This window comes from Saliphagus sp. LR7, assembly GCF_003344565.1.
GTDB classification, from domain to species: domain Archaea; phylum Halobacteriota; class Halobacteria; order Halobacteriales; family Natrialbaceae; genus Saliphagus; species Saliphagus infecundisoli.
Genome location: NZ_QPND01000011.1, coordinates 69871 through 93696, shown reverse-complemented (window position 1 = coordinate 93696; position 23826 = coordinate 69871). Strand labels below are relative to the sequence as shown.

28 protein-coding genes are annotated in these 23826 nt (G+C 67.3%); 14 read left to right on the top strand and 14 right to left on the bottom strand.

Annotated elements, in window-relative coordinates:
* Positions 1 to 18: 18 nt before the first annotated feature.
* Genes DVH23_RS15210 through dapA form a run of 4 tightly spaced genes read right to left on the bottom strand, consistent with a single transcriptional unit; the run spans position 19 to position 3716 of the window.
* On the bottom strand, positions 19 to 1095 hold the full coding sequence (locus DVH23_RS15210; RefSeq protein ID WP_198667944.1) for a phosphotransferase family protein: 1077 nt from the start codon (positions 1093 to 1095) through the stop codon (positions 19 to 21).
* A gap of 54 nt (positions 1096 to 1149) precedes the next feature.
* Positions 1150 to 1989 (bottom strand): 2,3,4,5-tetrahydropyridine-2,6-dicarboxylate N-succinyltransferase, encoded by an 840-nt coding sequence (locus DVH23_RS15205; protein WP_114578284.1) that lies wholly within the window; start codon positions 1987 to 1989, stop codon positions 1150 to 1152.
* A 42-nt stretch (positions 1990 to 2031) separates the two neighbouring features.
* The gene (gene dapB / locus DVH23_RS15200) at positions 2032 to 2799 is read right to left on the bottom strand and encodes a 4-hydroxy-tetrahydrodipicolinate reductase (protein ID WP_114578283.1); all 768 of its coding nucleotides are present in this window, start codon (positions 2797 to 2799) and stop codon (positions 2032 to 2034) included.
* Entirely contained in the window at positions 2796 to 3716 is a 921-nt protein-coding gene (dapA, locus tag DVH23_RS15195) for a 4-hydroxy-tetrahydrodipicolinate synthase (RefSeq protein ID WP_114578282.1), read from the bottom strand. Before dapA ends, dapB begins: the two co-directional genes overlap by 4 nt.
* A 389-nt stretch (positions 3717 to 4105) precedes the next feature.
* Between dapA and DVH23_RS15190 the strand changes: the two genes are divergently transcribed.
* The 4 genes from DVH23_RS15190 to DVH23_RS15175 are packed head-to-tail and all read left to right on the top strand — an operon-like array spanning position 4106 to position 6997.
* Positions 4106 to 4930, top strand: coding sequence for a M48 family metallopeptidase (locus tag DVH23_RS15190; protein ID WP_114578281.1), 825 nt, complete (start codon positions 4106 to 4108; stop codon positions 4928 to 4930).
* Between the two features lie 51 nt (positions 4931 to 4981).
* Complete coding sequence (locus DVH23_RS15185; RefSeq protein ID WP_114578280.1) at positions 4982 to 5479, top strand: NYN domain-containing protein; 498 nt, start codon at positions 4982 to 4984, stop codon at positions 5477 to 5479.
* Positions 5476 to 5943 (top strand): PUA domain-containing protein, encoded by a 468-nt coding sequence (locus DVH23_RS15180; protein WP_114578279.1) that lies wholly within the window; start codon positions 5476 to 5478, stop codon positions 5941 to 5943. The genes DVH23_RS15185 and DVH23_RS15180 overlap by 4 nt, the downstream gene beginning before the upstream one ends.
* Positions 5944 to 5998: 55 nt before the next feature.
* Positions 5999 to 6997: a hypothetical protein gene (locus DVH23_RS15175; protein ID WP_114578278.1), complete on the top strand. Its 999-nt coding sequence runs from the start codon at positions 5999 to 6001 to the stop codon at positions 6995 to 6997.
* An 18-nt stretch (positions 6998 to 7015) separates the two neighbouring features.
* On the opposite strand, the gene DVH23_RS15170 is transcribed toward DVH23_RS15175, so the two are convergent.
* Positions 7016 to 7411, bottom strand: coding sequence for a hypothetical protein (locus tag DVH23_RS15170; protein WP_114578277.1), 396 nt, complete (start codon positions 7409 to 7411; stop codon positions 7016 to 7018).
* 95 nt (positions 7412 to 7506) lie between these two features.
* Here DVH23_RS15170 and DVH23_RS15165 point away from each other — a divergent pair, with 95 nt between their 5' ends.
* The 3 genes from DVH23_RS15165 to DVH23_RS15155 all read left to right on the top strand — a co-directional run bounded on the left by DVH23_RS15165 (position 7507) and on the right by DVH23_RS15155 (position 9593).
* Positions 7507 to 8310 (top strand): alpha/beta fold hydrolase, encoded by an 804-nt coding sequence (locus tag DVH23_RS15165; RefSeq protein ID WP_114578276.1) that lies wholly within the window; start codon positions 7507 to 7509, stop codon positions 8308 to 8310.
* Positions 8311 to 8404: 94 nt separating this feature from the next.
* Positions 8405 to 8788, top strand: a complete 384-nt coding sequence (locus DVH23_RS15160; protein WP_114578275.1) for a nascent polypeptide-associated complex protein — start codon at positions 8405 to 8407, stop codon at positions 8786 to 8788.
* A 67-nt stretch (positions 8789 to 8855) separates the two neighbouring features.
* Positions 8856 to 9593: a methyltransferase domain-containing protein gene (locus DVH23_RS15155; RefSeq protein WP_114578274.1), complete on the top strand. Its 738-nt coding sequence runs from the start codon at positions 8856 to 8858 to the stop codon at positions 9591 to 9593.
* 211 nt (positions 9594 to 9804) lie between these two features.
* On the opposite strand, the gene DVH23_RS15150 is transcribed toward DVH23_RS15155, so the two are convergent.
* Together DVH23_RS15150 and DVH23_RS15145 are read right to left on the bottom strand one after the other, a co-directional pair.
* Positions 9805 to 10113, bottom strand: a complete 309-nt coding sequence (locus tag DVH23_RS15150) for a transcription factor S (protein ID WP_114578273.1) — start codon at positions 10111 to 10113, stop codon at positions 9805 to 9807.
* Positions 10114 to 10156: 43 nt separating this feature from the next.
* A complete protein-coding gene (locus DVH23_RS15145) occupies positions 10157 to 10411 on the bottom strand; it encodes a hypothetical protein (protein ID WP_114578272.1) in 255 nt (84 codons plus the stop codon).
* Between the two features lie 105 nt (positions 10412 to 10516).
* Here DVH23_RS15145 and DVH23_RS15140 point away from each other — a divergent pair, with 105 nt between their 5' ends.
* The 5 genes from DVH23_RS15140 to DVH23_RS15120 all read left to right on the top strand — a co-directional run bounded on the left by DVH23_RS15140 (position 10517) and on the right by DVH23_RS15120 (position 14032).
* Complete coding sequence (locus tag DVH23_RS15140; protein WP_114578271.1) at positions 10517 to 10702, top strand: hypothetical protein; 186 nt, start codon at positions 10517 to 10519, stop codon at positions 10700 to 10702.
* Between the two features lie 87 nt (positions 10703 to 10789).
* Positions 10790 to 11014 (top strand): hypothetical protein, encoded by a 225-nt coding sequence (locus DVH23_RS15135; RefSeq protein ID WP_114578270.1) that lies wholly within the window; start codon positions 10790 to 10792, stop codon positions 11012 to 11014.
* A 49-nt stretch (positions 11015 to 11063) separates the two neighbouring features.
* Positions 11064 to 11498 (top strand): SRPBCC family protein, encoded by a 435-nt coding sequence (locus tag DVH23_RS15130; protein ID WP_114578269.1) that lies wholly within the window; start codon positions 11064 to 11066, stop codon positions 11496 to 11498.
* Positions 11495 to 12337, top strand: a complete 843-nt coding sequence (locus DVH23_RS15125) for a carbon-nitrogen family hydrolase (RefSeq protein WP_114578268.1) — start codon at positions 11495 to 11497, stop codon at positions 12335 to 12337. Before DVH23_RS15130 ends, DVH23_RS15125 begins: the two co-directional genes overlap by 4 nt.
* Positions 12338 to 12568: 231 nt before the next feature.
* On the top strand, positions 12569 to 14032 hold the full coding sequence (locus DVH23_RS15120) for a polysaccharide deacetylase family protein (protein ID WP_114578267.1): 1464 nt from the start codon (positions 12569 to 12571) through the stop codon (positions 14030 to 14032).
* Positions 14033 to 14035: 3 nt separating this feature from the next.
* Here DVH23_RS15120 and DVH23_RS15115 read toward each other — a convergent pair whose 3' ends face one another.
* The gene (locus DVH23_RS15115; protein ID WP_114578266.1) at positions 14036 to 14326 is read right to left on the bottom strand and encodes a hypothetical protein; all 291 of its coding nucleotides are present in this window, start codon (positions 14324 to 14326) and stop codon (positions 14036 to 14038) included.
* A gap of 32 nt (positions 14327 to 14358) precedes the next feature.
* On the opposite strand from DVH23_RS15115, the gene DVH23_RS23605 reads away from it, so the two are divergent.
* Both DVH23_RS23605 and DVH23_RS15110 read left to right on the top strand, forming a co-directional pair.
* The gene (locus DVH23_RS23605) at positions 14359 to 14709 is read left to right on the top strand and encodes a hypothetical protein (protein WP_157972410.1); all 351 of its coding nucleotides are present in this window, start codon (positions 14359 to 14361) and stop codon (positions 14707 to 14709) included.
* A 221-nt stretch (positions 14710 to 14930) separates the two neighbouring features.
* Positions 14931 to 16334 (top strand): dihydroorotase family protein, encoded by a 1404-nt coding sequence (locus DVH23_RS15110; protein ID WP_114578265.1) that lies wholly within the window; start codon positions 14931 to 14933, stop codon positions 16332 to 16334.
* A 26-nt stretch (positions 16335 to 16360) separates the two neighbouring features.
* Here DVH23_RS15110 and DVH23_RS15105 read toward each other — a convergent pair whose 3' ends face one another.
* From DVH23_RS15105 to DVH23_RS15080, 6 genes are all read right to left on the bottom strand, one after another.
* Positions 16361 to 17392, bottom strand: a complete 1032-nt coding sequence (locus DVH23_RS15105; protein WP_114578264.1) for an LLM class flavin-dependent oxidoreductase — start codon at positions 17390 to 17392, stop codon at positions 16361 to 16363.
* On the bottom strand, positions 17389 to 18624 hold the full coding sequence (locus tag DVH23_RS15100; protein ID WP_114578263.1) for a Zn-dependent hydrolase: 1236 nt from the start codon (positions 18622 to 18624) through the stop codon (positions 17389 to 17391). Before DVH23_RS15100 ends, DVH23_RS15105 begins: the two co-directional genes overlap by 4 nt.
* Before the next feature lie 172 nt (positions 18625 to 18796).
* The gene (locus DVH23_RS15095) at positions 18797 to 19228 is read right to left on the bottom strand and encodes a hypothetical protein (RefSeq protein ID WP_114578262.1); all 432 of its coding nucleotides are present in this window, start codon (positions 19226 to 19228) and stop codon (positions 18797 to 18799) included.
* Positions 19228 to 20769: a uracil-xanthine permease family protein gene (locus tag DVH23_RS15090; protein ID WP_198667943.1), complete on the bottom strand. Its 1542-nt coding sequence runs from the start codon at positions 20767 to 20769 to the stop codon at positions 19228 to 19230. The genes DVH23_RS15095 and DVH23_RS15090 overlap by 1 nt, the downstream gene beginning before the upstream one ends.
* Positions 20770 to 21049: 280 nt before the next feature.
* On the bottom strand, positions 21050 to 22111 hold the full coding sequence (locus DVH23_RS15085; RefSeq protein ID WP_114578261.1) for a TIGR03842 family LLM class F420-dependent oxidoreductase: 1062 nt from the start codon (positions 22109 to 22111) through the stop codon (positions 21050 to 21052).
* A gap of 159 nt (positions 22112 to 22270) precedes the next feature.
* Positions 22271 to 23746, bottom strand: coding sequence for a CoA-acylating methylmalonate-semialdehyde dehydrogenase (locus tag DVH23_RS15080; protein ID WP_114578260.1), 1476 nt, complete (start codon positions 23744 to 23746; stop codon positions 22271 to 22273).
* Between the last annotated feature and the right edge of the window lie 80 nt (positions 23747 to 23826).

Here is a 23826-nt window from a genome sequence, read left to right as displayed (position 1 = left end):
GATGACGAACGCGGGGGCTCAGAGATAGCGATCGAGGAACTCGCGGTGGTATCGTTCCTGCTCGTCGCGCTCGGCCGGCGTCGCGTCCTCGTACCACAGGGGGAGACAGGCCATCGCGTCGAGACGGTCAACGAGGCGGTAGACCTCGATCCGTTCGCGGACGCCGGCGTCGAACGACCATCCCTCGCGCCCGTCGGCGTACGCGTCACGGAACGCGGTCCGGAGGCCCGCGACGAGGTCGTCGTCCTCGTCGACCGGGTCGAACAACAGTGATTCCGTGCCCGCGAGGGCGGACGCGGGCTCGGCGGCCATGGTCCCCGCCCAGTCCAGCACTGCCTGCGTCTCGCCGGTGTCCGGATCGACCAGGAGGTTCCCGTAGCGGTAGTCCCGGTGGTGGTAGGTCGGCGGTTCGGGCTCGGACAGTGTTGGGATCGTCTCCCGAAGATACTCCCGGAGCGGGTCGACGAGGTCGGCGAACCGCTCGCGGTCGTCGGCCTTCCCCGGGAAGAAGCCCCCCTCCGCGAGCGCATCCAGAGTGTCCTCGCTTCCATCGAGAACCATCTCCCTGCAATCGTCGTATGAGGGATGGTCCTCGGAATCGAGCACGGCGAGTTCGCCGTCGACGACGCCGACGGTCCCCGCCGCGGGCAGCGGTCCCAGTTCGTGGAGGGCAGCGAGGTTCCGCCCCGCGTCCCCACAGATCCGTTCGCGGACCGCCCGCCGAAGCTCCCCCGATCGGCCCTCGTGGTTCTCGCCCGCAACGTGTTCCATCAGGTAAAACGGCGCCGGAAGCGAGGGGTGGTGGTCGCGGACGCCGTAGACCGCGGGGACCGGAATCCGCGTTTCGCGGCCGACCAGCTCGAGCATCCGGGGCTCGGCGCGGGCGCTCTCGGGGGCGACGAAGCCGGCCGTCGTCGCTTTCAGAACCGCCGACCGCGGGCCGTCGGGAGTCTCGACCCCGACGACCGCGACGAAATCGGTGCCGTGCTCGACCCGTTCGATCGTCTCGACCGACCACGTCTCCCGGAGGTCGTCGACCATCTCCCGGACCGCGGCGTCGGAGAGTTCGCTCCGGGACCACTCCTCGTCGCCCATACGCCGTGGCCGGGACGGGGATTCAGAAACCTTCCGGCGGTGTGCGACGAGATCTCACTCCCGTAACGCCGCCTCACGCTCGGTGGCCTCGAGCGTCCGGTCCTCGAGATCGGTCGCGACGACAGCGGGCTTGTACGCACCTCCCGAAAAGAGGTCGTGGTCGCCGACCGAGGACTCGACGAACCGGGTAAAGGCGCGGCGTTCGGGCGGGAGTTCGCCGAACAGGATCTCCTCCCCGACGAGATCGTAGACCGGAATTCGGGGAGTGAGCAGCGTGTTCTCGCCGACGACGCTTCCCTCGCCGACGACGAACCCCGAGGTGACCCGACAGCCCGCGCCCAGCGAGACGCCGTCCTCGACTACGACCGGCGCGTCCTCGACGGGCTCCAGAACCCCGCCGATGAGGGTGTTCGCGCCGAGTTTGACGTTTTCGCCGATCTGGGCACACGAGCCCACCGTGTCACAGGAGTCGACGAGCGTACCGCTCCCGACGTGGGCGCCGATGTTGACGAAACTCGGGCTCATCATGATACAGTCCGATCCCAGATGCGCGCCCCGGCGGACCGTCGTCCCGTCGGGGGTGTTTCTGGTCCCTCGGTCGCCCAGATCCTCGGTGTCTCGAAGGGGAAGGACGTCGTAGTGGGCGACGCCGCCGTACTCGAAGGCGCGGTTCTCCCGGAGCGAGAAGTTGAGCAAGATTCCCTGTTTGACCCACTCGTTTGCCTCCCACTCCCCGTCCTGGGCCTCGGCGGCCCGGACCTCGCCGCCCTCCAAGGCCTCCAGAAACGCCTCCAGGGTAGCGAGTTCCTCGCTTCCCGCCGATGCCGCGTCGATCTCGCCGCGTTCCGTTCGCTCCCAGAGTGCCGCGATCTCGGCTTCGAGTGCGTTCGTCATATTCGGGAATGGCACACCGGAGCCCAAATAGGGTCCGATCCCTCAGCCGAGGACGTCCGCGAACTCGTAGCGCCCCGGCTCCCGGTCCGCGAGCCAGACCGCCGCGTCGAGGGCGCCGGCGGCGAAGACGCCACGGTCGGCGGCCCGGTGGGTGAGTCGAAGCTCCTCGTGGTCGTCGGCCAGCAGGACCTCGTGTTCGCCCGCAATCGCGCCCGCCCGTAGCGCGTGGACGCCGATCTCGCCCTCGACGCGAGGGTCGTCGCCCTCCCGGCCGTGTTTTCGCCCCGAAAAGTCGCCCTCGGCCTCGATCGTCTCGAGCAGGCGCTCCGCAGTCCCGCTCGGCGCGTCCCGTTTCCCGTTGTGGTGGGTCTCCGCGAGTTCGACGTCGTAGCCCGGCAGGCTCCCGACGGCCTCGCGGACGACCTCTACGAGAACGGAGACGCCCCTGGAGAAGTTCGGCGCGTGGAGGACGGGGATCGCGTCGCTCGCCCGATCCAGGGCCGTGATCTCGTCCGCTCCGAGTCCTGTCGTTCCGGTGACGAACGACACCCCCGCCTCCCCACAGGCCGCCGCGTAGCCCGCGGTCGCCTCCGGTACCGTAAAGTCGACGACGGCATCCGGTTCCCGGTCGGCGACCAGGTCCTCGAGTTCCCCCGCGGGTTCGACCTCGTATCCCTCGACGGTCGTGCCGGCGTCCGCACTCTCCGAGACCGCGAAGGCGATCTCGCAGTCCCCGCGTTGGCCCGCGGCCGCGAGCACCTCCCGGCCCATCCGGCCGGTCGCGCCGGTGACTCCCACCGCGACCGTCATCGGGGGCTGGCGGCGTCGGCTTCGGTGACTGTCTCGTCCTCGAGCCCCTCCAAGACCGCCGCGAGCTCCTCGCGGTACTCCTCTGAGAGCCGGGTGAGCGGCGGCCGGAGCACGGGCGCGGCGTCGGTCCGGATCGCCATCGCCTCGGTGACGGGGATCGGGTTGGTCTCGACGAACAGGGTTCGAAAGAGGTCGCCGAGTTCGTGGTGGAGCGCCCGTGCGCGCTCGTAGTCGCCGTCGAGTGCCGCGCCGACCATCGCGCAGGTCCGCTCGGGCTCGACGTTTCCGGCGACGCTGATCGTCCCCGTCGCCCCCACCGAGATCATCGGGAGGGTGAGCGCGTCGTCGCCCGAGAGGACCGAAAAGTCCTCCCCCTGTGTGCGCTCGACGACCTCGCCGATCTGGCCGAGGTCGCCGCTTGCGGCCTTGTAGCCCGTGATGTTTTCGTGGGCAGCGAGTTCGACCGCGGTGTCGGGCTCGATGTTTCGGCCGGTCCTCGACGGAACGTTGTAGACGATCTGGGGGAGGTCCACGGCGTCGGCGATCGTCCGGTAGTGTTCGACGAGGCCGCGCTGTTCGGGCTTGTTGTAGTACGGCGAGATCAGCAGGAGGCCGTCGGCGCCCGCGTCGGCCGCGCGCTCGGAGAGCTCGAGGGCCTCGCGGGTGTTGTTGCTCCCGGTGCCCGCGATCACGGGGACGTCCGAGACCGCCTCGATGACGGCCTCGACGACCTCGACGTGTTCGTCGTGGGTCAGGGTCGCGCTCTCGCCGGTCGAGCCGACGGGGACGAGGCCGTCGACGCCCGCACGCTCGAGGCGTCGGGCGTCTGCCTGCAGTTGGTCGAAGTCGATGCGTTCGTCGTCGTGAAACGGCGTCGTCATCGCGGGGAAGACGCCGGTGAAGTCGATGTCTGTCATGGGTGGATCCTGTGGGTTCGCCGTAGTCGCCTCGCGGTCCGAAGTCGGTCCCGAACGCGCCCGAAACGGGGTGCCAGCCCGCAGCGAGCGCTCTCAGACGCGTTTTTTCGGTTTGGAGAAGGGGGAGACGCCGCTCGGACGCGTCCGCCGTCGGCGGGAGGCGACGTCTCGCATGCCCCGACATGGTTCGTGAGTCGGCTTATTCGTTTCGCTCCCGGTCACGACCCGATTCGAAGGTCCGGTTCCGATCGATCGGTCGGGTTCCGCCGCGAGCGCTCGGACGCCTACCGTGGCGACTCCGGGATCGGAATTCCCTCCGAGTGGATCCCACGGACCGCAGGAAATGGGTTCCGCACGTTTTATCCCCTCATGGGGCCTAATCGCACGACATGACCGATTTCGGGCTGAAGATGCGGATGTTCGTCGTCGGCTCGCTGCTGGCGGCGCTGTACCTGTTCGTCGGGCTCGTCGGGATCTCGTTCCTGGGGACGGGCGCCTGGCCGATCGTCCTCCTGCTCCTGGTGACGTTCCCGGTCGTCCAGTACAAGATCGGGACCTGGAGCGCGACCCGCGGGGCGGAGGAAATGCCCGAGGAGGGCCAGTACGCCGAGATCCACCGGATGACCGAGTCACTGTCCCGGGACATGGGTATCGAGAAGCCGAAACTGATGGTCCGGGAGATGGGCGTCCCCAACGCCTTCGCGACCGGCCGGAAGGGCGCGGGCATCGTCGTCCTCTCGCCGGAGCTGATCCGTCTGCTGGAACGCGACGAACTCGAGGGCGTCGTCGCCCACGAACTCGCACACATCAAGAACCGGGACGTCCTCGCGATGACGGTCGGCAGTTCGATCGGGATGATGGTCGGCTACGCCGTCTACCTCGTCTACATGTTCGCCGGCGAGGACAATCCCGGCGGCTTCGTCGTGGGTTGGATCCTCTCGATGATCGCCCAGATGCTCGTCACGGTGCTGGTGATGGCCATCTCCCGGTACCGCGAGTACGTCGCCGACGACGACGCCCGCCAGGCCATCGGCAGCGGCGACCCGCTGGCCCGTGGCTTGGAGAAGATCTCGAAGGGAGCCGAGAACCGCGAGTCGACCATCGACGACAGCACGGCCGCCCTCTGTATCTTCAACTCTGAGCGCGGGCTCATGGAGCGAGTGTTCGCCACCCATCCGCCCGTCGAGAAGCGCATCGAGCGCCTCCGGAGCTGACCGGCCGGATCGAAGGAAGCTGTTTTGGCCCTCGCGTCCGCACGCTCTCGCATGTCAGTGAGTCATCCCGGACAGCGCGTCGCCGTTCTCGCCGACGCTCAGAACCTCTATCACACAGCCCAGACCATCTACAGCCGGAACATCGACTACTCCGAGCTCCTCGCGGAGGGCGTTTCCGGCCGCCAGCTCACCCGCGCCATCGCCTACGTCATCCGGGCGGATTCGCCCGAAGAAGAGAGCTTCTTCGAGGCCTTAGTCGACATCGGTTTCGAGCCGAAGATCAAGGAGATCAAGACGTTCTCCGACGGCTCGAAGAAGGCCGACTGGGACGTCGGGATGAGCCTCGACGCGATAACGCTCGCGAACCACATCGACACGCTCGTGCTCTGTACCGGCGACGGCGACTTCTCGCGGCTCTGTTCGCATCTCCGCCACGAGGGGGTCCGCGTCGAGGTGATGGCCTTCGAGTCCTCGACCGCCGAGGAACTGATCGAGGCCGCCGACTCCTTCGAGGACCTGGGCGAACGTCACGAGACCTACCTGCTGTGACGGGGGGAATAGGGGAGCTCGCGACTATCGCCGACTACCAGTTCGGGCGGGGAGCCGGCGAGGCCCTCTTCGGGTTCCCGGAGTCGCTGTCGGTGAGCCGGAGCTCATCCGGGCGCCCCCAGCAGGTCCACGCGCCGGAGGGCCGGCTGGTCTCCTTCGGCACCGACGGCCGCTTCACCCTCGGAATCGAGGGCGGACGCCGGCTCCAGGCGGTCCTCGAGCCCCCCGCCTACCGGGTGGTCGTCGACGACGAGAGCGAGCCGTTCGTCCGCGACGGCAAGAACGTCTTCGCGAAGTTCGTCCGCGAGGTCGGCGAGGAGATCCGGCCGGGCGACGAGGTGCTCGTCGTCCACGAGGAGGGGGACCTGCTCGCGGTCGGACGCGCCGAACTCGGTGCCGAGGCGATCGCGGACTTCGAGACCGGGATGGCGGTCAAGGTCCGCGAGGGAGTTGTGGATAGCTGAAACGGACGTTTCACTCTCCCCGAGCGTTTTACCCGTTGCTCGTCTCGAGACGGGCATGAACCGACGAGCCCTCCTCGCCAGCCTTGGCGGGGGGACTAGCGTTGCGTTCGCCGGCTGTCTCGACAGTGGGTCGGAGGGGATCGGAGACCGTGCTCCCGACGACGGCGGCGAGAACGCCTCCGGTGGGACGGAAACCGATGGAACCGACGGCGGGACGGAAGTCGATGAAGACGGTGACGACCGGACGGACGCCAGCGGGAACGATAGCCCGACCGAGGCGAACGGAACCGATCGAACCGATGGAGCCGACGAAAACGACGGAACCCACGGGGACGGTGACGGGGCGAGCGTCCCGGAACCCGACGGGAACTGTGGCCCCGACGCCGAGCCGCTCTCGAGCGCCCTCCTCGATAGGGTAGACCAGAACGAGGGGGTCTGTCACGAGGACCTGACTCCCTCGTTCGTCGTTGCAAACGAGCGCGAGGGCGCGGTGACCGCCGCAGTCGAGATCACATCGGGGGAGGAACCGATCTTCGAGGGGTCGTACTCCCTCGGGGCCAGCGAGCGCGCTATCGAGCAGGACGTAGGGGCAGCCGCGGACCTCGAGTCGGTGACCGTAACCGTCGAGGGGGACGAGGAGCTTTCCGGGGGCTGGGTCGGCACGGCCTGTTATCGCCACGCCGCGGTGCTCACGGACGACGGACTCGCGACGGGGTACGTCAGCCCGTTGGCGGGCCTCGGCGACACCCAACACGACTGCTATGCGGGCGATCCCGTTTCGATTCGGGTGTCCAACGAGGGCTCCCCGCGGACGGCGACGATAACGGTGGTCGATCACTGCCGGGAGTCCGTCGTGGAGGAGTCCCTCCCGCTGGAGGACGAGGGGGTCGCACGGCTCGAGGACGCCCTGACCAACGGCGGCCGCTACGACGTGGCCGTCGAGGTCGAAGAAGGCGGCGTCGCCGTCGAGGAGTTTCGCGACGCCTGTTGGGGATTGTCGGTCTCGATCGACGGGGAGGGCGAGCCCGAGATCGGGCCCGTCGAGATGGACTGATCGGGAGACCGTCGCCCCCTACCGGGCTGGCTCACGGAGCCGTTCGGGGACGACCGTCTCCTCGGCGAGAACCACGATCACGGCGCCGATCCAGGTCCCGATCAGTCCCTCGTAGTAGAAGAGGCCGACGGTGCCGGTGACGAGGCCGACGCCGACCACGAGCGGGATCGAGAGGACAGCGAGGCCGGCGAGGGCGTAGCCCAGGTTCTCGCGTCGTTCCCGGGGAATCCGGTCCCGGGCGGCCCAGGCGACCGGCCCCACGAGGAGGGCGGTCACGACCCCGAACGCCGCGATCAGTCCCCACGAGATCGAGCCCCGCTCGAGGAGAGCCAGCCCGGCCTGGACGACGAACAGTGAGGTCATCCCTAGACAGAGCCCACGGCGGACCCGAGGCGAGAGATCGGGAAACTCCATACGAACCCCTCATCACCGAAGGACAAGTAATTGATGGGAACGCCGGCCCATGTAGGCCCGGGCTCTATACTGCTGCTCGATGTGGGTGCCGTCGCATGTCCTACGTGACCGCCGACGACGGAACGGAGCTGTACGTTTCCGACCTCGGCTCCGGCGATCCGATCGTGTTCTTGCATGGCTGGCCGCTCAGCCATCGGATGTTCGAATACCAGTACCACGACCTGCTCGAAGAGGGGTTTCGGTGCATCGGGATCGACCTCCGCGGCTACGGGAACTCCGACAAGCCCGCGGGCGAGTACAGCTACGACCGCTTCGCCGACGACGTGAAGGCCGTCCTCGACGCCCTCGAACTCGAGGACGTCACCCTCGCAGGGTTCTCGATGGGTGGGGGGATCGCGACCCACTACATGAGCCGCCACGACGAGGCCGGAGTTGGAAAGCTCGCGCTGCTCGCCGCCGCGAGCCCGTGTCTCACCGAAAAACCCGACTTCCCCGAGGGGTTGGACGAGTCCGACGTGAACCCGCTCATCGAGGGCGCCCGGACCGACCGGGCGGCGATGAACGCCCAGTTCGACGGGATGCTCTTTCACACCGACCAGAGCGACGAGATGATGGACTGGACCTGGAGCCTCGGGATGGAGGCCTCCGGCGTCGCGACGGTCGCCTCCGCGGAGACCTGGCGCGACGCTGACCTCCGGCTGGATATGGCCGACATCACCGTTCCCACGCTCGTCTGTCACGGCGTCCACGACGAGATCACGCCCATCGAGATCACGGGCGAGGTGCTCGAGGAGGGCATTGAGAACGCCGAACTCGTCCGCTTCGAGAACAGCGGGCACGGCCTCACCGCCGACGAAACCGAGAAATTGAACGAGGAACTCGCCGGGTTCGCGGGTTGAGGACGGGGGGACGGACGGCGACAGTCTCCGTCGCCGTTCGTCCCACTGTCGGACGTTCGGTATCCTTTTTGCCGCGGCCGCCGACGGGTCGAGCATGTTCGGAGGAGGCGGCGGGGGGTTCAACCCACAGAAGATGGAACAGATGATGAAACAGATGGGGATCGACGTCGACGAGCTCGACGCCGAGGAGGTGATCATCCGGACCGAGGACACCGAGCTCGTCTTCTCGAGCCCGGACGTCACCAGGATGGACGCCCGGGGCCAGGAGACCTACCAGGTCATCGGCTCGCCCGAGGAGCGCGAGCGGGGTGCCGGCGAGGAGAGCGGGGAGCCCGCCCTCGAGGGCGGCGAGGACGCGATCCCCGACGACGACGTCGAGATCGTCGCGACCCGGACCGGTGCCACCGAGAGCGAGGCCCGCGCGGCCCTGGAGCGCCACGACGGCGACCTCGCGGCGGCCGTCGAGTACCTCGAGTGATCGCGGATCGGGCGACGCGACGGATCGAGGCCGGAGCGACGACTGGACGCGCACGCGAGCGCCGGCCGTGACGGTCCTGGTGATCGCCGAGGACGAAGACCGGGAGTTCCTCGTCGAACCCGGAGAGGAGTTCGGTACCGATCTCGGCGTTCTGGAGGTGCCCGAGGGCGTCGAGCCAGGGGCTGTAATCGAGACCCATCTCGGCACGGCGTTCCGCGTCAGACGACTCCGGGGACCCGATCTCTTCCATCACTTCGAGCGGACCGGGGCGCCGATGATCCCCCGGGACGTGGGGCTCGTCATCGGCGAGACCGGCGTGTCGGTGGATGACCGGGTGTTAGACGCGGGCACCGGAACGGGCGTGCTCGCGGCCTCGATGGCGCGGGCTGGCGCCTCGATACTGACCTACGAACGCGACCCCGAGTTCGCCGAGGTCGCACGCGAGAACATGGCGCTGGCGAACGTCTCCGATGCCGTCGAGGTCCGGACCGGCGACGTCCTCGAGGCGGTCGAAGCGGGGACGTTCGAAGCCCCCTTCGACGTGCTCACGCTCGACACCGAGGACGCCCCGTCGGTCGTCGAGCGGGCGCCCGACCTGCTCGTAGACGGCGGTTTCGTCGCCGTCTACAGCCCCTTTATCGAGTCCACTCGAGCGGTCGCCGGGACGGCCCGCGAGGTCGGGCTTTCGGGCGTTCGGACCCACGAGACGATCCAGCGCGAGATGCAGTTCGACGAGCGGGGCTCGCGACCCTCGACCGCGCCGGTGGGTCACACCGGCTATCTCACGATCGGACGGAACGGATAGCGGAGTGGAACGCTGAGGCGGGGCGGTACGGGGTTGTAGCGGAGAAATGGTCCGGTGTAGAACCGGTGGGTGCCGAAGCGGTACCGTCTACCGCGAACGAAGCGAGCGGGTTCCTGAGCGCGGCCGGCGGCCGCGCTCGGGCTTTTTCATCGACGTTTTTCGCGCGAGCGGTCGGCTGAAGGCCGGCCCGAACGGAAGAACGATCGGTCCGTCAGTTGTCGTCCTCGCGCCACTTGTGTTCGCACTCGGTACAGACGAAGAAACGGGTCTCGGACTCGTCGGCCGAGCGGATCTGTTGCATGTACCAGTACGCCCGGTCGTTGCCGCATTCGGGGCATGTGGCGTCGGTCTCGGGCAGGGAGTTCTCGCCGGAGGACTCGATGATCTCGGAGGCCTCCTGGTCCTCGGTGACGGTGTAGGACTCGGCGCTGCCTCTCGGTTTCGTAAAGCCACAGCTCCCACAGACCCACTCGCCGTCGTCGGCTTTCATCATCGAACCGCAGTCGTCACAGAATTCCATCGCATCGGAGTAGGCGGTTCGCCCGCCTTAAGCCACACGTTCGCTATCCCTCGCCCTCGGACTGGTAGGGCTCGCCGACGGCCTCCCGCGGGAGGACGGTGTGGAGTTCGGCCTCGAGGTCTCCCGCCGACTCGAACCGTTCGACGCCCATCTCGGCGACGAGCCCGCCGAGGTCGGCCTCGCCGTCGGCGAACAGGAGCGTGGTCCCCGCGAGGCGGTTCCCGGCGTCCGAGCGGGAGATCGGGTAGGGGAGGTCCTCGAGGACGGTTTCGACGCGACCGAGTTTGACCGATTGCATGGGGTGCGTAGGGAAGCGAGGGGCTTGTAGCTTCGCTGCCGGCAACCGACAGGTCGGCGGGGTGGAATGCGTGCGTTTAAGAGATCGGCCCGACAACGCCGGCGCATGGCTGTACCAACGGAGACGACGACCGACAAGGGGACGGGACTCGCGGTGGTCTTCGGCGTCCTGGCGGCTCTGGGTGCCGTCGGGATGGCGGTGCTTGCGCCCTCGCCCGACGCGGGGTTGGCCTTTGCCGCGGCGGTCGCGTTCGGCTCGATCGCGGTCGTCGGCATCCATCTCTGGGAGTGAGCCGTCGGTCGGCAGACGCCATCGGTCACAGCGGCCGATATCGCCTGCCAAGAGTTAAGACGACCACGACCCTATTACACCGAAAGGATGACCGACTATTCCGACGACGAACGGCGAATCCTCTCGTACCTCCGCGAGAGTGCAGCCCGGGGCGAACAGTACTTCCGGGCGAAGAACATCGCTGACGCCATCGGGCTCTCCTCGAAACAGGTCGGCGCGCGCCTCCCCCACCTCGCGGAGAAAAGCGAGGAGGTCGAGATCGAGAAGTGGGGCCGTGCCCGCTCGACGACCTGGCGAGTGACGGAGAGCTAAAGCGAGTGCAGTCACGGTCTTTTTACCCCCGTCTCCCGGAGAGAGTCCCATGACCGTGCGGGTAACACGGACGTTCGAAGTGACGGCCTCGCCCGAGCGCGTCTGGGAGTTCATCGTCGATCCCGAGAACCGTGCGCGGGCGATCAGCGTCGTCGAGGACTACTCCGTCAACGCGGACGGGCGACGAGCCACCTGGCATGTCGAACTCCCGATTCCGTTCGTGAGCAAGACGGTGCCGATCGAGACCGAGGACGTGACTCGCAGGGAGCCCGAGTACGTGAAGTTCCGCGGGGAGTCGAAGGCCATGACGGTGACCGGCGAACACGAGATCGTGCCGACCGACGAGGGCTGTCGCCTCGAGAACACGTTCGTCGTCGACGGCCGGCTGCCTGGCGTCGAGACGTTCTTCGAGCGCAACCTCGACGGCGAACTCGAGAACCTCCGGACCCATCTGGAGGCCTACCTCGAGGGCGAGCAGGGATGATCGACGAGGACGGCGACGGAGGGTATCGCCTCGTGCTCGCCCAGCTCCGGATCGAGGGCGGCGACGTCGCCGGCAACCGTCGTCGGGCCATGGAGGCCGTCGGGCGGGCGGCCGACCGGGGCGCGGACCTGGTCGCGCTTCCGGAGCTGTTCACCGCGGGCTACTTCGCGTTCGATCGCTACGAGGAGACCGCCGAGGGGCTGGACGGCGAGACCCTGACCCGGATCGGCGAGCTCGCGGCCGACCGGGGGGTCGCGGTGCTCGCGGGGACGGTCGTCGAGGACCTCGCGGCGACCGCCGACGCGGAACCCGACGTGGAGACCCCCGCCGACGAGGGGCTCGCGAACACCGCCGTGCTCTTCGATTCCGACGGCGAGCGCCGGCTCGTCTACCGCAAACACCACCTCTTCGGCTACGAGTCCGCCGAAAGCGAGCTGCTCGTCCCCGGGGAACGCCTCGAGACCGCGGAGATCGGCCCCTTTACCGTCGGCGTGACGACCTGCTACGACCTCCGATTTCCCGAACTCTACCGCCGGCTCGTCGAGCGGGGCGCGACGCTCGTTGTCGTCCCGAGCGCGTGGCCCTACCCCCGGCTCGACCACTGGCGGACCCTCTCGCGGGCGCGGGCGATCGAGAACCAGTGGTACCTCGCGACGGCCAACGGCAGCGGAAGCTTCGGCGGCGAGCGGCTGGTCGGCGAGTCGACCGTCTACGACCCCTGGGGGACGCCCGTCGCCGCAAGCGGCGACGAGCCGACGACGGTCGTCGCCGATCTCGACCCCGGTCGCGTCCGGGAGGTCAGAGGGGAGTTCCCCGCGCTGTCCGACCGACGGTACTGACCGGAACCGGGGGCCTTTTGGGGCTCGCGGCCGAACCGACGGCTGCCGGAACCCGACGCTTTTCACGTCGCAACCGGCACACAACGCCCGCTCCGGCCCGGCACCGCTCTCCGGAAGCGGTGCCGACCCGTCCGTCCCGACACCACTGCCGTCTCCTCTCCGTTTTCGGCTTCCCTCGAGCCGTCGGTGTCGCCGGTATCGTGATAACGGTTCGCGTGTATAGTGTGACCGATGGCCGACCCATCGACCACCAGACGCCGGCTGCTCGGGTTCGGGGGAGCGACGGCCGTAACCGCGATTGCGGGCTGTGCCGGCGACGGAGGGGACGGTAACGGGAACGGGACCGAACCGACTGACGATGAATCCGATGAAGGGACGACGGAGACGAACGCAAGCGAGGGCACGGAGACCGACGGCGACGAGACCGGAAACAGGACGGAAACCGAGACGGAGGAAAACGAAACGGACGGGAACGGCGCGGAAAACGGAACCGACGAGGGTGGGAACGAAACGGACGAGGACGTAGCGGATCTGGAACTCGCCCTCGAGACGGAGTACAACAGCCGCGAGGAGTACGCCCGGCCCGGCGACTCCTTCGACGACTTCGAGGACCTCTCTTCGTGGTCGATCACGGAGGGAGAGGCCGAGGTCGACGACGAGGTCGTCTTCGCCGGCTCCCAGAGCGTCCGGCTGTACACGGAAGAGGAGGGCGCGAACATGGTCATCGAGCGCGACCTCGAGGGCGACAACCCCGACCTGACCGACCGTGACGTCTCGATGGCCGTCCGGACGCCGACGCCCGAGAACATCGCCGTCGAGCTCCGATTCGTCGATATCTACGGCAGCAGCCGGATCTACCAGCTTCCCTCGATCGCCTACCGAACCCGCGACGTTGGCTGGTTCCGGACGGCTCCGGGCGTCTTCGAGGAGGACGAGTATCCCCCCGAGATGGATTCCCTCGCCCGCCTCGAGGTGCGGGTTCACCACACGGGCGAGGGCGCCGAGGTCTGGGTCGACGACATCCGGACCCACGGGAAGCCCGACTCGGGGTACGTCGTCCTCGGCTGGGACGACGGCCTGCGGACCTACTACGAGGAGGTCGCCCCCCTGCACGACGAGTACGGCGTCGACGCCGTCCAGTCGGTCGTCCGCCAGTGGACGAGCAACGCCCGCGAGGACGTGATGACCCGCGGGGCACTCTTAGAGCGCCAGCAAGCGGGCGACCAGATCGTCGCCCACGGCACCCACGCCCGCTTCGCCGAGATGGACCCCGGCGACCTCCGGGAGGCCCTCGAGACGGACAAACAGTGGGCGGTCAACAGCGGTTTCGAGGGCGCGAACTTCATCACCTTCCCCCACAACAGCTTCGACGCGACCGTCCTCGATATCGTTTCGGACTACTACTACGCCGGCGGCTACAACCAGGCCGGGAACGTCAACCTCACCGCCGTCCACGGCTTCGACCCTCTCGTCCTCCCCCGGACGATCGGTTACGACCTCGAGATCTGCCGGCAGTGTGTCGATCACGCGGCCGCGTACGGCCAGTGTACGGTCCTCAACTTCCACGACTTCGATCTCGACAACACCGTCGACCGCGACGAGTACGACCAGCTCCTCGAGCATATCGACGGCACCGACGGCGTCGAGGTCATCACCCTCGACGAACTCTGGCGGATGCGCCGGGAGGGCCACTAGCGCTCACTCCTCGACCGACTCGAGGGCTTCCTCGAGTAGCTCCCGGAGTTCGCGGGCTTCCCCGACGGTGAGTTCGACGTCGGCGTGGCCCGTGCCGTGGTCGCCGGCCATCGTGTCGACCGTCAGCCCGATCCTGCCCTCGACCGTCCCGACCGAGAGGTCGGCCCGGTCGGGATAGTCCCGTGGGCGGCCGATCGAGCGTTCGGTTTCGCCGCGGGTGACGCCGACGCCGACGCGCTCGGGATGGTCTACGTCGATCGAGCCGATCGTCCCCGTCTCGGAGTCGTCGGTCATGGCCGCCCCTTCTCCTGCCGGGGCCTTAGGCAGTGTGCCTCGCTCCCGCGGCACGAACGCCCTTTTGGGAGTTCGCCGACGAGCCGGTCGAAACGGGGACTTCGCGGTCGCCATTTGTACCGATCCCACCTATCCCTACAACGGGATCGACGCCGGCCGCACGGCGACACACATGCAACTGGTCGCCCGGGAGGTGGGTTGGCTCGTGTCTGTACACCACCGGCGAGGACGCCGTCGACGTGCTCGCGGTGCCCGGAGAGTACGAACTGACGGCCGTCCTCGGCTTCGGCTACCTCACACGGGAGCTCGAGGGCCGAAAGGAGCGCGAGCCCCTCGAGTCGATCGCGTTCGACGGGCGGTTCGGCGAAGAGTTGGACCTGTAGCGCCGGGACGGGGGAGGTTCGTGTCGTCATCCCGTCGGGCAGGCAGCGCGACCGGACGCCGGTCGTCGCGTCCGCCGGCCGTTCTCGAAGATCGGAAGTTCGATCGGTCGGGCCGTTACGATACTGGTGTCTCGTGGCCCGTTCGGCTCCGATCGGGAGTGATTACTCTCCGAGGGTACGCCAATCACAATCCTTATGCGGCCGCCGCGTGCTCACTGAACATGGTAGTCGACCGCATCATTACCGGTGGGACGTTGGTCACGGCCGAGGGATCCGCGTCGGGAGCCATTGCCATCGACGACGGACGCATCGTCGCCGTCGGGGACGCAGAAAACCTCCCCGACGCCGAGGAGACCGTCGACGCGACCGGCCAGTTCGTCATTCCAGGCGCGGTCGACGTCCACGTCCACGTCGACGACATGTTCTCGGTTGATAGCTACGAGACGGCGACGGGCGCCGCCGCCGCCGGCGGAACGACCACGTACATCGACTTCGCGTGGCAGGCCTGGGACGGCGACCTGAGCCTCTGGGACGAGCCGGGAACGCTCCTCGAGGGCGTCGAGCGAAAGCGCGAGAAGGGCGCCGATGCCCTCGTCGACTACGGGCTCCACGGCGCGATCACCCGCGAGGACCCGGCGGTGTTCGACGAACTCGCGGACGTGATCGATGCAGGCGTCACCTCGTTCAAGATGTTCACGACCTACGAACACGGTCTCTCGAACGGCTTCATGCGCCGGGCGATGGAGCACATCGCCGAGGAGGGCGCCGTCGGCGTCTTCCACACCGAGGACGACTCCGTCGTCGAGGAACTCACCGCCCGGTTCAAGGAGGAAGGGAAGGGCGACCCCGAGTGGTATCCGAAGTCGCGGCCGGATTACGTCGAGGCGATGGCCGCCGACGACGCGGTCCGGATGGCCAAAGAAACGGGGCTCCAGTACTACGGCATCCACACCTCGAGTCGGGCGGCCGCCGACGTGATCGACTCCTACCGCGAGGACGGCAGTCAGATCAGAGCCGAGACCTGTACGCACTACTGTACGCTCGACGACAGCGTCTTCGAGGAGATGGGGAACCTCCCGATGATCGCGCCGCCGATCAGGAAACCCGACGACATCGAGGCGATGTTCGAGTACATCCGCTCGGGAACCCTCGACGTGGTCTCGACGGACCACTGTGGCTACCGTCTCGACCAGAAGGAGGTCGACAACTGGTGGGACAGCGCCTTCGGCGCGAACGCCCTCCAGGTCAGTTTGCCGGTGTTCTACGACGAGGCCGTCAACCGCCGCGGCCTCGATCCCGCGCTCGTCGTCGAAGTGATGTGTACGAACCCAGCACGGACGTTCGGTCTCGAAGGGAAGGGGACGCTCGAGCCCGGCACCGACGCCGACGTCGTCCTCTTCGACCCCGAGGAGACCTACACGATCGACCCCGCCGACAACCACTCCGTCTCGGAGTTCTCGATCTACGAGGGTCGCGAACTCCAGGGGAAGGTGACGAAGACGTTCGTCAGAGGCGAGTTGGTCGCAGCGGACGGCGAGATCGTCGGCGAACCCGGCCACGGCGAGTTCGTCTCCCGCGAGGTCCCCGAGTGGGGGCCGGCCGGCCACACGCGGACCGCCGAATAGTTGCCGGGTACCGAGAGCTGACCGTCTCAGGACGCCTTGTGGGCCGCGAAGACGTCGATGACCTCCTCGACGTTGTCGCCGAGCGAGTAGACGACCGGCTCCGTACAGCCCGCCTCGCAGTAGTCGCCGACGCGGGAGACGACGTCCTCGGGGGTGCCCGCTGCGACGACGTTCGTCACGATCTCGTCGTCGACGAGCCGCGATGCCCGCTCGATGTCCGCTTCGCTCGCCGGCCAGCTTCCGAGTTCCTCCTTGATCTCCTCGCCGCGTTCGGGGTCGATACCACAGGCCTTCCGGATGTGGGGCTGCTGGCCGATGTACTGGGTGACGAGGTGGCGAGCGTTGTCGACGGCGGTCTCGTAGTCCTCGTCCATCGAGACCGCGATGAGCTGTGGCCGGTCGACGTCCGCGAGGGTGCCGCCCTGTTTCTCGACGCCCCGCTCGAGGCGCTCGACGCCTTCCTCGTTGTGCTCCGGGGGAATGAGGTAGTTCATGAACACCCCGCCACAGATCCCGAGGCCGACGAGTTCGCCCGTGAGTTCGTGCATCGTCGGTCCGGTCGCGCCGACGTAGATCGGGACGTCGCGGGCGTCGGCGTTCGAGCGCACCAGGTCGAGTTCGATGTCGGAGACCGAGAGCGTCTCGCCCTCGTAGGTGACGTTCTCGAGGTCGAGCAGGCGCTTGACGACGGTGCAGTACTCCCACATCCGCCGGAGGGGTTTCTCCCTCTCGATCCCGACGTTGCTCGCGAGCGGGTCCCACCACGCGCCGATCCCGAGTTTCATCCGCCCTCCGGAAAGCTCGTCGAGCGTCGAGAACGTCTGGGCCATCAGAGCGACGTTTCTGGTGTAGCAGTTCGTCACGCCCGGCGCGATGTCGATCTCGTCGGTGACCTGGGTGTAGGCGCCCATCACGGTCATCGCGTCGCGCACGAGCCGGGACTCGCCCTGCCAGACGGAGTCCAGACCCTGCTCCTCTGCGTACTGGGCATAGTGGAGTTCCTCCTCGATGTCGGGACGCTCCCAGTTCCAGATCCCGACGCGGTCGAACGTCGTCATCGGTCCTCCGTCGCGAGCTCGTAGGCCGCGTTGACGTAGGTGGTGACGGCGGCGTGGCAGTCCTCCCAGCTCGTGTATTCGGACTCGCTGTGGCTCTTGCCGTTCTCGCTGACCGCGAACACCATCCCGGTGTCCATGTGTTCGGTCATGTGGGTCGCGTCGTGGCCCGCGCCGCTGAAGATCCGTCTGGCGTCGTAGCCCGCGTCGTCGGCCGCACCCGCGACCGCCTCGACACACTGATCGGCGAACTCGACGGCGGGCGCACGCATCCGTTCCTCCCACTCCCAGTCGACGCCCTCGCGCTCGGCGGCGGCCTCCGCCTCGGCGAGCACCCGCTGGTAGGCCTCCTCGACGATCTCGTCGTCGGGGTCCCGAAAGCCCCACGTGAACGTGACCTCGCCGGGGATGATGTTGATCGAGTTCGGCTTCGCGTCGATGTAGCCCGTCGAGCCGACGGTCCGCTCGCCGAGCGTGCCCGGAATCCGCCGGATCTGGGTGATGACGTCGGCGGCGGCGACTAACGCGTCGCTTCGATACTCCATCGGCGTCGGCCCCGTGTGGTCTGCCTCGCCGTGGTACGTGATCGCGCCCCAGGTGAAGCCGACGATCCCGGTGACGACGCCGACGTCGTGGTCGCCCTCCTCCAGATACGGTCCCTGCTCGATGTGGAGTTCGAGATACGCCTCGTACTCCTCGGTCGGTTCCGCGGGAACGTCGCCCTTGTAGCCGATGCGCTCGAGTTCGTCCTCGAACCTGTTGCCGTCCTCGTCGGTCTGGTCGTACTGTTCGTCGATGTCGTGGACGCCTGCCCAGACGCCGCTTCCCTGCATCGCGGGCTGGTAGCGCGAGCCCTCCTCGTTGGTCCAGTTGACGACCTCCACGGGGTGGGCGGTCTCGATGCCCTCCTCCTCGAGCCCGCGGACGAACTCGAGTGCGGCGACGACGCCGAGCGCGCCGTCGTAGATCCCGCCGTAGGGCTGGGAGTCCAGATGCGAGCCCAGGAGGACGGTATCGAGGTCCTCGGTGCCCTCGCGCCGACCGAACATATTCCCGAACGCGTCGACCCGAACGTCGAGACCCAACTCCTCCATCTCCTCGCGGAGCCAGTCTCTGATCCGCTCGTCGTCGTCCGACAGCGTCAGTCGGTGGAGACCGCCGTCGTCGGTGGCGCCGATCTCGGCCTGTTCTTCCATCGTCTCGATGAGGCGCTCCTCGTCGACCTCGAGTCGCATGACCGTACGACGGACACCAGTGTCTTAAGTTTTGTCCAGAGTGTAGAACTGATTGGCCCGTTATTCACACTACATCGAACGATGTCCGATGAAACGCCCGTATTTACCGTTTATTTCCAGTCGATTATCCAGCGGGATCGCGCGGTGACCCCCTCGGCCGAACAGGGGACGGTCAGTCGAGGTGTCCGGCGAGGCGTTCGTGACACCGCTTCGGATGGGCGGGGTAGACCGTCACCGACTTCCCGCCCTCGACGCGGATCTCGAGCTCGTAGCGCTTGCGGTAGGTCCGATAGAGGCTCAGTGCCCCGACGACGGCGAACCCGATCCCCACAAGGGTGTTGCCCGTCATCGAGACGTAGCCGCCGACGCCGACGAGCAGGAGGCTCATCACCACCAGGTCCCACTCGACGACTCGAAGCGTGATCCGCGTGACGTCCTCCCCGCGGAGTTTGATCCGATCGTCGCGGGCGACGTAGAGGGCGTCCTCGTCGTACCCGAGCCATCCCCCCGTCCGCAGCGACGTCTTCGTGATCGAGGTTCCGGCGTCGCCCCCCGAACTCGGCGGCGATCCGGCCGCTGTCGTCGCCTCGCGGGCGTGGGCCATCAGTCGTCACCCACGGTCCTGTCGGCGGAGCCGTCGTCCGAGAGGTACCGTTCGTGGAACGGCTCGAAGGCGGTCTCGTCCTCGGTGATCTCCTCCCAGGCGGTGAGGCCGCGTTCCTCTTTGGTCCCGGGGATCGTGTTGTCGAGGACGAACGCCGCGATGCCGCCGACGGCGATCTCGGTTCCCAGCACGATCGAGATGGTGCTCGCGACCTCGGGGATGCCGAGAACGGACCCCAACACCGGAACGCCCGCGAGCCCGGCCTCGAAGGAGACGTCGGAAGCCTGGACGTTCGCGACGTACTGGGGAATCGAGAGGCCGGCGAACAGCCCGAAGCCGACGACGAACACGTTCCGGTTTTGGTTCATGTCGACGTGCTGGAGCTGTGAGAGGCCGACGCCGACGATCTGGGCGAACATCGCGAGGAACAGTCCGCCGACGATCGGGTCGGGGATCGTCGTCACGAACGCCCCGAAGTAGCCCACGTAGCCGACGATGATCATGACGACGGCACCGATCTGGACGACGTAGCGCGAGGCCACGCCCGTAATTCCGATCGCGCCGACGTTCTCGGTATACGAGGTCGAGCCGTTGCCGGTACCCATGATCCCGGCGAAGACGTTGCCGATCCCCTCCATCCCGAGGCCGTGGTTGATCCGCTTCTTGTTCGGAGCACCCTCTCCGGCCATCCGGGCGACCGAGTGGTAGTCGCCGAAGCTCTCGATCGCCGAGGCGAGCATGCCGGCGAGCATCCCGACGATGAACGATCCGGTGAACAGCGGCATCCCCCACTGGAAGGGGACGATCCCGCGGACCGGGGGTGCCGACGCCACCGGACTCAGGTCGACGACGTTCGCGATGCCGGCCACCGAAACCACGACCGCGATCAGGTAGGCGGCCCCAAGTCCGAGGAGCACGGGAAACAGCTTGAACACCTTCGAGCGCGCGTTGAGGTACTGGGAGAACAACACGATCAACGCGAGGGTCAGCCCCGCGAGATACCAGTTCTGGGTCGCGGAGGTGATCTGTCCGACGCTGAGCAGCGCCAGCCCGATGAGACTGATCACGACCGCGATCACGATCGGCCCCATGTACTTCTTCAGGCGGCCGAAGAGCCCGAAGTAGCCGATGGCGACCTCGACGAGCCCGGCGACGATGATCGCCCCCTGGAGCTCGCGCATCATCACCGTCGACGAAGCGTCGCTGGTCGCGAGTACGCCGATGATGGCGATCGCCGGCCCGAGCATCGAGAACGTCCCGCCCTGGACGATCGGATACCGGTTTCCGACCGTGGTCTGTGCGAGCGTGGCGACCCCCGAGACCACGAAGAAGGTCCCGACGAGCTGTGCGGTCTGGGCGGCGTCGAACCCGAGCGACCCCGAGAGCACAAGCGGGATCGCGATCGTCGAGCCGACCATCGTCATCCAGTGTTGGACGCCGAGCAGGATCGACTGCCCCAGCGGTGGCTTGTCGTCGACCCCGTACAGCACCATGCTCTCGTCGTCGGCCGACCCGGCGGGTGCATCGCCGCCCTCAGCCATGGGCGGGCCCCGATCGGTCGGATGAAACGTCAGTCAGTCGGTGTGCGAACATTACGCTGTGAACAACGTCGGGAGACTGACTTAGATGTTCGGGTTGTTTTCGACATTCCGAAATCTATACGAAGATTGTTTCGATGTTCGGCCCGTTTTTTGGAACGTAGTTGGATCTATGCACACCGGGGCGGCGCGAGCGTCCGGTATCGGATTCCGGGCGGACTCCTACCGGGGCGCGGACGCGGAACCTCGCTGTCGGCGACGAGCGCGGACCCGTGCCCACCGCTTACGAGTCGATACCCGCCTCGGCGTACTGTTTCCCGTCGGTGAACGCCGGGATCACCTCCCGCCCGTAGGTCTCGACGTGTCTGGCCTCCTCGCCCGACATGAGATAGACGTTGAACTGATCGACGCCCCGATCCTCGAGCTCTTCGAGCTTCGCGACGTGCTCCTCGGGCGTACCGAGGACACAGAAGCGGTCGATCATCGGGTCGGGGATCCACTCTAAATGATCCGCGTCCTGTTCTGCGTGTTCGGTGTAGTCGTAGCCGCCCTCGGCGCCCTCGCCTTTCCGGCCCTCGATGTAGTTCGTCAGCTCCTCGGGGAGCTGGTCGCCCTTGTGGTGGGTGTCGACGAGGTCGGCGACGTGGTTGCCGACCATCGCGAGGAACCACCGGAGCCTGTCGCGGGCCTCCTCTTCGTCCTCGCTGAGCCAGACCGGCGCACACGACATCACCCTGATCTCGTCGGGGTCCCGGCCGTGTTTGCGCGCGCCCTCGCGGATCTGGTCGACGAACCAGCCCACGAGATAGGGATCGGAGATCTGGAGGATCACGCCGTCGGCGATCCTGCCCGCGAGCTCGAGCATCTTCGGGCCGTAGGCGGCCACCCAGGTCACGAGCTCGGTGTCGGTCCACGTGAGTTCGATCTCCCGGCCGGTGTCAGGGTGCTCGATCGCCTCGCCACGGTGGAGCTCGCGGATGTAGTCCACCTGCTCCTCGAACTCGTGCCAGGGCACGGGCTCCTCGCCGAGCATCCGGAGCGAGCTGTCGCCGCGGCCGATGCCCAGCTCCGCGCGGCCGCCCGAGAGCTGGTTCAGTCCCGCAAAGGAGCTCGCGGTCACCGAGACGTCCCGTACTTTGGGATTGGTGACGAGCGTCCCCGTCTTCATCCGGTCGGTGTTCTCCAGCAGCTGTGTCATCTGCGGGTAGGGATCCTTCCAGAGGACGTGCGAGTCGTAGAACCAGCCGTAGTCGAACCCCGCGTCCTCCGCGAGCCCCGCGAGCGCCACCGTCCGCTCGGGCGAGATATCTCCTTTGAACGTGATCGCGAACTCCTCGAGTGGCATACGACCACACGACTCGTCCGTTCCCAATATGTCTATCGGTTCCGCTAATTGATGGTCGAACGTTCACTGTTCTTCGGAATAACTCGAATTAATTCGATAGTCGCCGCTCGAACCGACGTCGGCCGGTCGGTGCTGGCGGGTCGAACGGGCCGTTCGGGCTCAGGCGTCGGGCCAGCGCTCGATGTAGACCATCTCGTCCGTGTAGAACCGGATCATGTCGTCGCCCTGGGCGTGGAGGTCCCCGAAGAAGGAATCCTTCCAGCCGCCGAAGTGGAAGAACGCCATCGGGGCGGCGGTGCCGGCGTTGACCCCCAGGTTACCGACGTCGGCCTCGTGGCGGACCTTCCGGGCATCCGCACCGCTCGCCGTAAACAGGCTCGCGGCGTTGCCGAAGTCGCTCCGGTTCAAGACGTCGATGGCCTCCTCGACGTCGGCGACCGGCAGGAGGCCGAGCACCGGGCCGAACGTCTCCTCGCGCGCGAGGGTCATCTCGGGGTCGAGGTCGCCGAAGACGGTCGGGCCGAGGAAGTTGCCGTCGGGACGCTCCTCGACCTCGACGTCGCGGCCGTCGACGAGGAGTTCGGCCCCCTCGTCGACGCCCGTCGCGATCATGTCGCGGACGTTCGACTCGTGGTCGGCGCTGATCAGCGCGCCGATGTCAGTGTCCTCGTCGAGTCCGTCGCCGACCGTCTGGTTCTTCGCTACGTCCACGACCCGCTGGGCGAACTCGTCGTAGACCGATTCGTCGACGACGACGACGTCGTTCGCGAGACACCGCTCGCCCGCACACGCACACGCCGAGGAGACCGTCTTCTCGGCGGCAAAGTCGAGATCGGCGCTCTCGGTCACGATGACGTGGTTCTTCGCTCCACCTTGAGCCTGGACGCGCTTGCCGCTTTTGGCCGCCCGCTCGTAGATGGTGCGTGCGACGGGCGTCGAGCCGACGAAGGAAGCCCCCTCGATCCCCTCGTGGTCGAGCAGGGCGTTGACGGTGTCGACGCCGCCGTTGACGAGCTGAACCACGCCGTCCGGGAACCCGGCTTCCTCCATGAGCTCGAACAGTCGCTGGGCCACCACGGGGTCCTGTTCGCTGGGTTTGAGGACGAAGGAGTTGCCCGTCGCGACGGCGTAAGGAAGGAACCACAGCGGGATCATTCCGGGGAAGTTGAAGGGGGTGATCGCCGCGAACACGCCCAGCGGTTTCCGGACCGCGGTCTCGTCGATCTCGGGAGCGGCGTTGGGAAGGTGGCCCGCCTGCATCATCGAGGGGATCCCGCAGGCGACCTCGACGTTCTCGATCCCGCGCCGGAGTTCGCCCCTGGCCTCGGCGAGCGTCTTGCCGTGCTCCTGGACGAGAACCCGCGCGAGGTCGTCGTGGTGTTCCTCGAGGAGCTCCTTGAGCGCGAACAGCGGCTGGATCCGCTCCTCGACGGGTGTCTTCCGCCACTCCTCGAACGCCGCCTGTCCGGCCCGGACGGCCTCGTCGACCTCCTCGTCGGAGCTGAAGCCGACGTAGGAGATCGTCTCGCCGGTCGTCGGGTTGACGACGTCGAGCCCCTCCTCGGAGGGCGCGCGCCAGTCGCCGTCGATGTAGTTCCGTACGTCGTCCCACGGCGGGGTCGTATCGAGTTGCATGCGATACCCGTGCATGCGTGCTCTCGGCCTTAAGTCTTTGCGACGAAATTCATCTAAACGTCCGAATCGTCGACTTCTGT